Here is an 8978-nt window from a genome sequence, read left to right as displayed (position 1 = left end):
CTTCTAATCCACTACTATTATTAATTATAAAATCTGATTTTTTTATTATAAGTTTAGTATCTTTTTCTAAAGAATCCTGGCTATGTTGGAAGTACCCATCTCTTCCTTTTAATCTTTCTTGTCTAATATTTTCTTCACAAGTTACTCCTACAATTAGAAAATTTCTTTCTCTCCAAAAATTATAATCTTCCTCAGTTCTCCCACCAGTAATAATTAATAATTTATTATTTTCTATTTCATTTAAAGTATTAACCTGAAACTGTTCAAATATTTTTCCCAATGCATAATAATTAAGAAAATTCTTATCTAATTCTTTTAATTTTTTAGCAGTTTCCACATAAAATTCCCTCTTTTTATTATTCCATTTTTCTGTAGCAAGGAACATACAAGACATATTTCTAACTATATCACCTATATTAAAAAAACTTACCTCTTTATTTTCCTTAATAAATTTTTCTATATATTCTGCCACTGTATCCTTTCCTGATCCTTTTTCCCCAAAAATAATAATTCCATTCATAACTTTCTCCCCTTACTTTGATATTACTTATAAATTATATATGAAATTTTAATGTAATATAGCTACTCCTCTTCCTGTAGAGCTTGTCTTACATTTAATATTATATCCCATTAGTCCTAAAGCACATTTTCTATAATATTTATTATATTTAATAATATCCCTTTCTTCTATTAAATCCTTGTAACAATCACAAACTCTATAAGCAATATTTTTTCCTTGTACATGTATATGAGAATTATTTTTAGGATTTAAAATAGTATAATATTTTACCCTTGTAATCCTATTTATATTTCTTATAACTTTTAATCCTTTATACTCATTAACTAAAGAAAAATTTAATGATTTTTTCTTTTTTATCATTAATTTTTTCTTTGTTAAAGGTTTACCATAATGCATATTTTTTATTTTTCTTTTTATTTTTAACTTATTATTTTCCATACATACTATTGTATTAAATCTATAATTTTGTTTAAATATTATAGATTTATATCAACAGTCACCACCTTTCATAAACCTTTAACTTTACATTTATATTATACAGCTTGAAATCGTTTCATTCCAGAGTTTTATTTATAAAATTACAAAATATTACTCGAAAATTCTTTTATAGACAATATAAAACTAATTTAAAAGAGATGAAAAAAATATTTCCATCTCTTAAATAAAATAAAATTTAATTTTTAATAATTAATCTAAATAATCATTATCAAAACTTTGGAACTTTTTAAATATTATAGTTTTAGTTTTTCCTTTTGAATATAATGTATCTAGCTGTTCTTCTTCATCATATTCTTCTTCTATATCCTCTTCAAATCCTCTATTTTCATCTGGATTAATCCCTAAATAAGCTTCTTTTATTAAATTTGAATCTTTTATCATAACTTTTTCTCCTTATAAATAAATATTAACCTAGACTTTTGAATTACTATTTACATATATTATTTTATCCTAAATCTATAAAATTATTTTATATTTCTTTATACAAAAAATCTGATTTGCTCACTGCCTTCAGCATTTTAATGAAAGTTATCCACAGATTTTTTAAATTATAATTTCCTAAAGAATAAAAATAATAGTGTCCATTTTATGAACACTATTGCTAAATTAAGGTCTAAAATTTTTAAATGTTTCTATGAACTTATCAATATGTTCTTTTGTATGCTTAACAGATAAGAACATAGCTTCAAATTGTGATGGTGGAATATTAAATCCATTTTCAATCATATGTACACAATATTTTTTAAACATTTCTGTATCACATCTTTTTACATCATCATATTTATTAACTTCACTAGCTGATGTAAAAAATATTGTTAGCATTCCACCTTGTCTGTTTATAACTACTGGAATATTTTTTTCTTTAGCTATTTTTTTAAGTCCATTTTCTAATCTTTCTCCCATTTTATTTATATGCTCATAGTAAGATGGATTTTTGTATAATTTATTTAAAGTTGCTAATCCAGCTGCCATAACAATTGGATTTCCAGACATAGTTCCTGCTTGATAAACTCCACCAAGTGGTGAAAGATTCTCCATTATTTCTCTCTTACCACCATATGCCCCTGATGGTAATCCACCACCCATTATTTTAGCATAAGTTATTAAATCCGGTTTTACATCCAAAAGAGATTGTGCTCCTTTGTAAGCAACTCTAAAGCCGCTCATTACTTCATCAAAAATAAGTAGTGCACCATATTTATCACATAATTCTCTAAGCTTTTTAGCAAAAGATTCATTGGCTTTAATAACACCCATGTTTCCTGCTATAGGCTCTAAAATTACTGCTGCAATGTCATCACCATATTTTAAGAATAATTCTTCAACTTGCTTTTCATTGTTGTACTCACCAATAAGAGTATTTTTTATACTATCTTGTGGCACTCCTAAACATCCTGGTATTCCTTCTGTAAGTACTCCTGAACCAGCCTCTACTAAGAATCCATCAAAATGTCCATGATAGCAACCAGCAAATTTTATTATTTTGTCTTTTTTTGTATATCCTCTTGCAAGCTTTATAGCACTCATAGTTGCTTCAGTACCTGAATTAACCATTCTTATCATATCTACATTATCTAAAGTGTCACATAAAAATTTAGCCATATCTAATTCAAGCTTAGTTGGTGCACCAAAAGCAATTGCTTCTGCTGAAGTTTTTTTTATAGCATTTACTACATCTTCATCACAATGACCTAAAATCATAGGACCCCATGCTAAAACAAAATCTATATACTCTTTTCCATCTTCATCTTTAATAATTACACCATTTCCACTTTTTATTATAGGAGGATTCATTGGCATATCTCTAAACGCTCTTACAGGACTATTTACCCCACCTGGCATATATTTCTTTGATTCTATAAATATTTCATTATTATTCATAACTTCATCCTCTTTCTATTCTTTTAACCACTTTGATGCTTCTAAAGCATAATAAGTAATAATTATATCTGCACCTGCCCTTTTCATTGATAAAAGCATTTCTAAAGTTATTCTCTTTTCATCTATTAATCCAAGCTTAGCCCCTGCCTTTACCATAGCAAACTCACCACTTACACTATAGGCTACCACTGGAATGTCTACCATATTTTTCACTTCTCTAACTACATCTAAATATGAAAGAGCTGGCTTAACCATAACCATATCTGCTCCTTCTTCTATATCTTGTCTTACTTCCTTTAATCCTTCTCTTAAATTAGCCGGATCCATTTGATAAGTCTTTCTATCCCCAAAAGATGGTGCTGAATTTGCAGCCTCTCTAAATGGGCCATAAAAAGCAGAACAATATTTAGCTGAATAACTCATTATTGCTACATTTTCATAACCTTTACTATCTAAAGCTTTTCTCATAGCACCAACTCTTCCATCCATCATATCTGATGGTGCTACTACATGTGCTCCCGCCTTTGCATGGGATATAGCAATCTTACATAAATACTCTAAAGTTTTATCATTATCTACATCTTTTCCTTTAAGAATTCCACAATGACCATGATCTGTATATTCGCACATGCAAACATCTGTAACTATTAATAAGTCCTTATCTAATTCTGCTATTTTTTTTACTGCTTGTTGAACTATACCATTATCATTAAAAGCTTCACTTCCACAACAATCTTTTTCATTTGGTATACCAAAAAGAATTACTCCTCTTACACCACAAGCTTTAACTTCCTTTATAACTTCATGTAATCTGTCAATAGAAAAATGATAATTTCCTGGTAATGTAGAGATTTCATTCTTTATATTTTTTCCTTCAACTACAAATATAGGATATATAAAATCTTTTGGTGATATAGAAGTTTCCCTTACTAAATCTCTCATGGCTGAATTTATTCTTAATCTTCTTCCTCTATTAAACAATGTTTCCACTCCTTATTTATTTATTTTTTCTTAGGTTAACTTAAAATCATAAATAATATTAATTTAAATATTTTTTAATTCTATTTAAATAAGTAATATGATAAGTATTGCATAACACTGTATAATTACAAATTTTAAAATTCATAAAGAATAAAAGTTATAATTAAAACAATATAAAATTAATACCTATCATTTTATCCTTTTAAAAAATTGCAAACTTTAAATTATTAGATGATTTATATATATTAAATCTTGAAAAGTTTATCTATTTTCTTTTAAATCATTCCAAAATTCTATAATTTCTTTAATAAATCCCTCTTCACAATGTATTTTGCACATACTATTTTTTATTCCATTTTCTTCTAACATTTTTTTAGTTTGAGGCCCTATAGCTATGTTATACTTTTTCTTAATATTACCTAATCCAACCATACTGATCATGTTTTTAACGGTACTTGGACTAGTATAAAGAATTATATCTACCTCTTCAAATGATCTTTTATTTTTTAAAGTCCCACATACCGTATCATAAGTATGTACTCTATCAACTAAAAGACCTAATTTTTCTATTTCTTCCTTCAAATATATTCTACTTGAAGAAGAACAAGGAATTAATACCTTTTCTCCAGCTTTTAATTCACTTTTTAAATCATTTAATAATCCTTCACAAACAAACTCTTTTGCCACTATAAATGGAATAATTCCTCTATCAATTAAAGCTTTTTGAGTAGCTTTACCAATAACAGAAAACTTTGCTTTTATTTTTCTAAGGTCAAATTTCTTTTCCTTTAAAAAATCAAAAAACATATTTACTGCATTAACAGATGTTAAAATAATGTGCTTATAATCTTCTATTTTTTCTATATAATCCTCTAAATTACTTTTAGTTTCTTTTATTTTAATAGAATTAATTTCTGTTACTTCTGCACCTAACTCCCTTAAACTATTTTTTAAAGATAATGCTTGTTCTTTTGACCTAGTTATACATACATTAGCTCCAAATAAAGGCTTCTTTTCATACCAAGACAACTGTTCATTTAAAGTAACAACTTCACCAACTACTATTATACATGGAGATTTTAACCCTGCATTCTTTACTTTTTCTTCAATATCATTTAAAGTACCTATAACCTTCTTTTGCTTAGATGAAGTTCCTCTCATCACAACTCCACAAGGAGTATTTATATCTTTACCATTGCTAACTAAATTACTTACTATATTAGATAAATTATCTAATCCCATCATAAATACTAATGTTCCATTTTCATTAGCTAATGCATTCCAATTTACTTTTAAAACACCAGCTGACATTCCTGTAACAATATGAAAACTTTGTGCCATTCCCCTTTGTGTTATTGGAATACCACCATAATTTAAAACAGCTATAGGTGAAGTTACTCCCGGTATTACTTCAAAAGGAATATTTTCTTCTAATAAAGCTAAAACCTCTTCTCCACCTCTACCAAATACATAAGGATCTCCTCCTTTAATTCTTCCTACAATATGACCTTCCTTAGCTAACTTTATAATCATATCATTTATTTCTTCTTGAGTTTTATAATGACATCCTGGCTCTTTACCACAATAATATATTTCACACTCATCATTTAAGTGATTTAAAACATTATTTCCTACTAGTCTATCATATAAAACTGCTGTACATTCCTTTAAACATCTTACTGCTTTTAAAGTTAATAATTCTTCATCTCCTGGACCTGTTCCAATAATATATGCTTTACTCATAATGTCCTCCATTTACCTATTAAATAATATTTTCTTAGCTAATTCTCTACCTAATTCTATATTATTATACTTACTTCCTATTATATCTTTTTTCACTATTTTCCCATTAACCATAAAGGTTCCTATCATATATAATTCCTCACCTTCAACCTTTGAAAATGCACCAATTAAAGTATGACATCCACCATTTAAAGCTCTCATAAAACTTCTTTCTGCATCCACTTTTACTCTTACATCTTTATTATCTAATGCTTTAAAATAATAATTTAATTCTCCACCTTTTAAACATTCAATTCCTAAAGCACCTTGACCAATAGCTGGTAAAAACTCTGTTGGATCAAAATAATCTGTTATTATTTCTTCCATACCTAATCTCTTTAAACCTGCTGCTGCTAAAATTATTCCATCTAAATTTTCTTCTTCAATTTTCTTCAATCTAGTTTGTACATTTCCTCTTACTGGAACTATTTCCAAATCTCTTCTTAATAGTTGTAACTGAGCAGCTCTTCTTATGCTGCTTGTTCCCACACGTGCTCCCTTTTTAAGTTCATTAAACTTTAAATTATTTATAGAAATGAAAGCATCTCTTACATCTTCCCTTTCTGGCATAGCTACTAATTCAAATTGTGATGGTAATTCAAAGGGAACATCCTTCATACTATGTACTGCACCATGAGCTTTTCCTTCTAATAAAGCAAGTTCTATTTCTTTAACAAACAATCCTTTTCCGCCTATTTTATCTAAAGTTACATCTAGTCTTCTATCCCCTTCTGTAACAACAAGCAATTTTTCAATATTTATATTATTTTTTTCTTTTATTAGTTCCATAACTTTTTCAGTTTGAACTTGAGCTAATTTACTTTTTCTTGTGGCAATTTTTAAATTCATAAACTCCTCCAAATTTGAAATTTTTATATAACCTGAAAGCTTCTAATATAATAATCTTTTAGCTACTTCTTCACCAAAAAACAGAGCTAAAACTTCCTTTTCCTTTTTTAAATCATAGAAAAATTTAAAATCATGAGTGCATATAAATTTTATTATTTCTTTTTTATATTTCTCATTTTTAGCTACCTTTCTAATTTTTCCAACTAAATATGTAAAGTCATCATAACTACTTAATAATTTTTCTACATCATTTGATAACATAACAGATAAAGCTGGTGCCGCAACCTTTGTATTTATAGAAAATGATAAATTATTTAATTCTCTAGTAGTTTGTACTATTCCCATACCATTTTCAAAGCTACTGCAATTTATATAAATTTTATTTAGCTCTTCACAATGTTCAATTATAATTTTTCTTAATTCGGCATCATCTATAGCAATAATTATTATATGTCCATCTTTTATAAATTTTTTATTATAATTTTCTTTTAAAATTTTAACTTTATATTTATTTAAGTTTAAAATTTCCTTAGAAATATCTTTAGCTAAAAAACTAACATTACATCCTTTTTCTAAAAATGTTTTACCTTTAATAAATGCAGCTCTTCCTCCACCTATAATTTTAACATTTAACTTTTTTCCAAATAAACTAATTCCTAAATAATTTATCTCACATTGAATACCTTGTTTAAAATTCTTACACACTCAGTTTCACACCCTCTAAGCTTTTCTTCTTTTAATACTTCTATAGCTCTATTTATATATGCATCAGAAGCACTTTTTATAAGAGTCTTCACTAGCTTTTCATTATTGTTTTTATTTTTTTTCACAAAAGTATTTATTCTATCTTGAACTACATTATCTCCATACTCTTTTATTTTAATAATATGTGGTGATAAACTTCTTAGATTACACCAATTATTATATTCTTCAATAGTTTCATTTACTATGTACTTATAATTGTTCATTCTCATTTCTCTTATAAGTTTATTTTCATCATCAATAGCACTGATTAAATCTATATCATAAAGCTTAATTCTTTCTAATTCTTCTACCTTTTTTTCTACATCTCTAGGCACTGCTAAATCAAATATAGATATATCTTCACCGAAATTACTTAAATCATTGAACTTTATAACTTCATGTGGAGCTGCGGTACAAGAAATTATACATTGAACATTATTAATAAATTCATTTTTTCCATTATAATCTAAAATCTTAACTCTAGAATCTTCTAAATCATCTACAGAACTTTTTTTTCTTACCACAATATATAAATTATCTATTTTATGAGATAATACATGTTTAACAACTAATTTCCCAATTTCTCCATAACCAAGTACCATAAAATTTTTAGCTCCATTTTGTAGCCCTTTATTTACTGCTATAGAAGCAGATGAAACTGGAATTTCAAACATCTTGCTTTCAGTTCTAAATTTTTTACCACAGGCAATAGCATCTTGAAATAACCTTTGTAATTCTTTACTAACAGCCTTTCTCTCTAATGATATAAAATAGGAGTTTTTTATCTGACCTAATATTTGATCTTCCCCTAGTATACGAGAATGAAAACCACAAACTACTTCCATCAAATGTCTTATGGCATCCCTATTCATTGATAAAAAAACATATTTTTCAAATTCTATATTCCATCCAAATACTGAAAATATTTTGTTTAAAATTTCTTTTAAATCATTTATTTTTTTTATTCCTACTCCTGATTTATTACAAAATTTTATTAGTATATTTTCTGTAATTTCTTCTATATAATTAATATTTTCTTCATCGCAAAAATTTTTAAACATAATATACTTAGTATCATTAAATAAATCATTAATTTCAATATTTGATAATCCTAATTCAATTTCTTTTGGTTTTAAGTTTTTATTATCTAACTTTTTTATATTTAACTTGTTTAAACAAATATTATTATATTCATCTAATATTAGATTCTTATTATTATCTTTTAAATATAAATGATCATTATCAATAAAATCATTATATACATAATCTAATAATGTACCATCTAAATTATTATCATCAATAAAAGTTTCATTTATATTAAAATCTTCAATACATTCATTTAAATATTTAAAGTTAATAGATAAATTTTTTAATTTATCTATTAATTTATTTAAATAAGTTATTATCCACATTTGTAAATTCCTCCTCTTTTTGATTTCTTTGGTTTTTGTTTTAATTATATCAAATTTTTTTCTTTTTTTCTTTATTATCATTTACGAGTATTTTATTTAAGAATATAAATTTCATAACTTCATTATTAATGATAAAATAAAAAACCTCCTAAATTTAATCAGGAGGTTTTTTTAATATTTAATTAACTTTAACCATAATATTCTTCTTCATCAGGTATAAAATCATTAGCTTCCCCAAATACCCATTTATTAATTTCATTATCATAAATTAAAAATTTAAGTGTTTCATTAATGTATTGTATACTATAAAC

The 8978-nt window shown here is 25.9% G+C and carries 9 protein-coding genes; all 9 read right to left on the bottom strand.

Translation table 11 applies throughout. From position 1 onward, the window contains the following. The coding region (locus GBZ86_RS09815) for an AAA family ATPase (protein WP_152890209.1) at window positions 1–520 on the bottom strand (520 nt) is incomplete at its 3' end. A 48-nt stretch (window positions 521–568) separates the two neighbouring features. Continuing rightward, window positions 569–958 carry a hypothetical protein gene (locus GBZ86_RS09810; protein ID WP_152890208.1) on the bottom strand — a complete coding sequence of 130 codons (390 nt, stop codon included), beginning with the start codon at window positions 956–958 and terminating at the stop codon, window positions 569–571. Window positions 959–1207: 249 nt separating this feature from the next. Next, window positions 1208–1399, bottom strand: coding sequence for a hypothetical protein (locus tag GBZ86_RS09805; RefSeq protein WP_152890207.1), 192 nt, complete (start codon window positions 1397–1399; stop codon window positions 1208–1210). Window positions 1400–1624: 225 nt separating this feature from the next. After that, window positions 1625–2899: a glutamate-1-semialdehyde 2,1-aminomutase gene (gene hemL / locus GBZ86_RS09800; RefSeq protein ID WP_152890206.1), complete on the bottom strand. Its 1275-nt coding sequence runs from the start codon at window positions 2897–2899 to the stop codon at window positions 1625–1627. A gap of 15 nt (window positions 2900–2914) precedes the next feature. Further along, a complete protein-coding gene (hemB, locus tag GBZ86_RS09795; protein ID WP_152890205.1) occupies window positions 2915–3880 on the bottom strand; it encodes a porphobilinogen synthase in 966 nt (321 codons plus the stop codon). Window positions 3881–4141: 261 nt separating this feature from the next. Beyond that, window positions 4142–5623, bottom strand: coding sequence for a uroporphyrinogen-III C-methyltransferase (gene cobA / locus GBZ86_RS09790; RefSeq protein ID WP_152890191.1), 1482 nt, complete (start codon window positions 5621–5623; stop codon window positions 4142–4144). 12 nt (window positions 5624–5635) lie between these two features. After that, window positions 5636–6511 carry a hydroxymethylbilane synthase gene (gene hemC / locus GBZ86_RS09785; RefSeq protein ID WP_152890188.1) on the bottom strand — a complete coding sequence of 292 codons (876 nt, stop codon included), beginning with the start codon at window positions 6509–6511 and terminating at the stop codon, window positions 5636–5638. A 42-nt stretch (window positions 6512–6553) separates the two neighbouring features. Next, on the bottom strand, window positions 6554–7216 hold the full coding sequence (locus GBZ86_RS09780; RefSeq protein WP_152890186.1) for an NAD(P)-dependent oxidoreductase: 663 nt from the start codon (window positions 7214–7216) through the stop codon (window positions 6554–6556). Continuing rightward, window positions 7177–8667: a glutamyl-tRNA reductase gene (gene hemA, locus GBZ86_RS09775; RefSeq protein ID WP_170272202.1), complete on the bottom strand. Its 1491-nt coding sequence runs from the start codon at window positions 8665–8667 to the stop codon at window positions 7177–7179. The genes GBZ86_RS09780 and hemA overlap by 40 nt, the downstream gene beginning before the upstream one ends. Window positions 8668–8978: the final 311 nt, after the last annotated feature.

Source organism: Clostridium tarantellae, from assembly GCF_009295725.1.
Classification (GTDB): Bacteria; Bacillota; Clostridia; order Clostridiales; family Clostridiaceae; genus Sarcina; species Sarcina tarantellae.
The sequence above is the reverse complement of the archived record's forward strand: the minus strand, read 5'-3'. Positions and strand labels throughout refer to the sequence as shown.

What these genes read in the sequence shown, in the direction of transcription:
- GBZ86_RS09810 (WP_152890208.1), bottom strand. Translation starts at nt 958, where the DNA reads ATGGAAAATAATAAGTTAAAAATAAAAAGAAAAATAAAAAATATGCAT.
- GBZ86_RS09805 (WP_152890207.1), bottom strand. Translation starts at nt 1,399, where the DNA reads ATGATAAAAGATTCAAATTTAATAAAAGAAGCTTATTTAGGGATTAAT.
- hemL (WP_152890206.1), bottom strand. Translation starts at nt 2,899, where the DNA reads ATGAATAATAATGAAATATTTATAGAATCAAAGAAATATATGCCAGGT.
- cobA (WP_152890191.1), bottom strand. Translation starts at nt 5,623, where the DNA reads ATGAGTAAAGCATATATTATTGGAACAGGTCCAGGAGATGAAGAATTA.
- hemC (WP_152890188.1), bottom strand. Translation starts at nt 6,511, where the DNA reads ATGAATTTAAAAATTGCCACAAGAAAAAGTAAATTAGCTCAAGTTCAA.
- hemA (WP_170272202.1), bottom strand. Translation starts at nt 8,667, where the DNA reads ATGTGGATAATAACTTATTTAAATAAATTAATAGATAAATTAAAAAAT.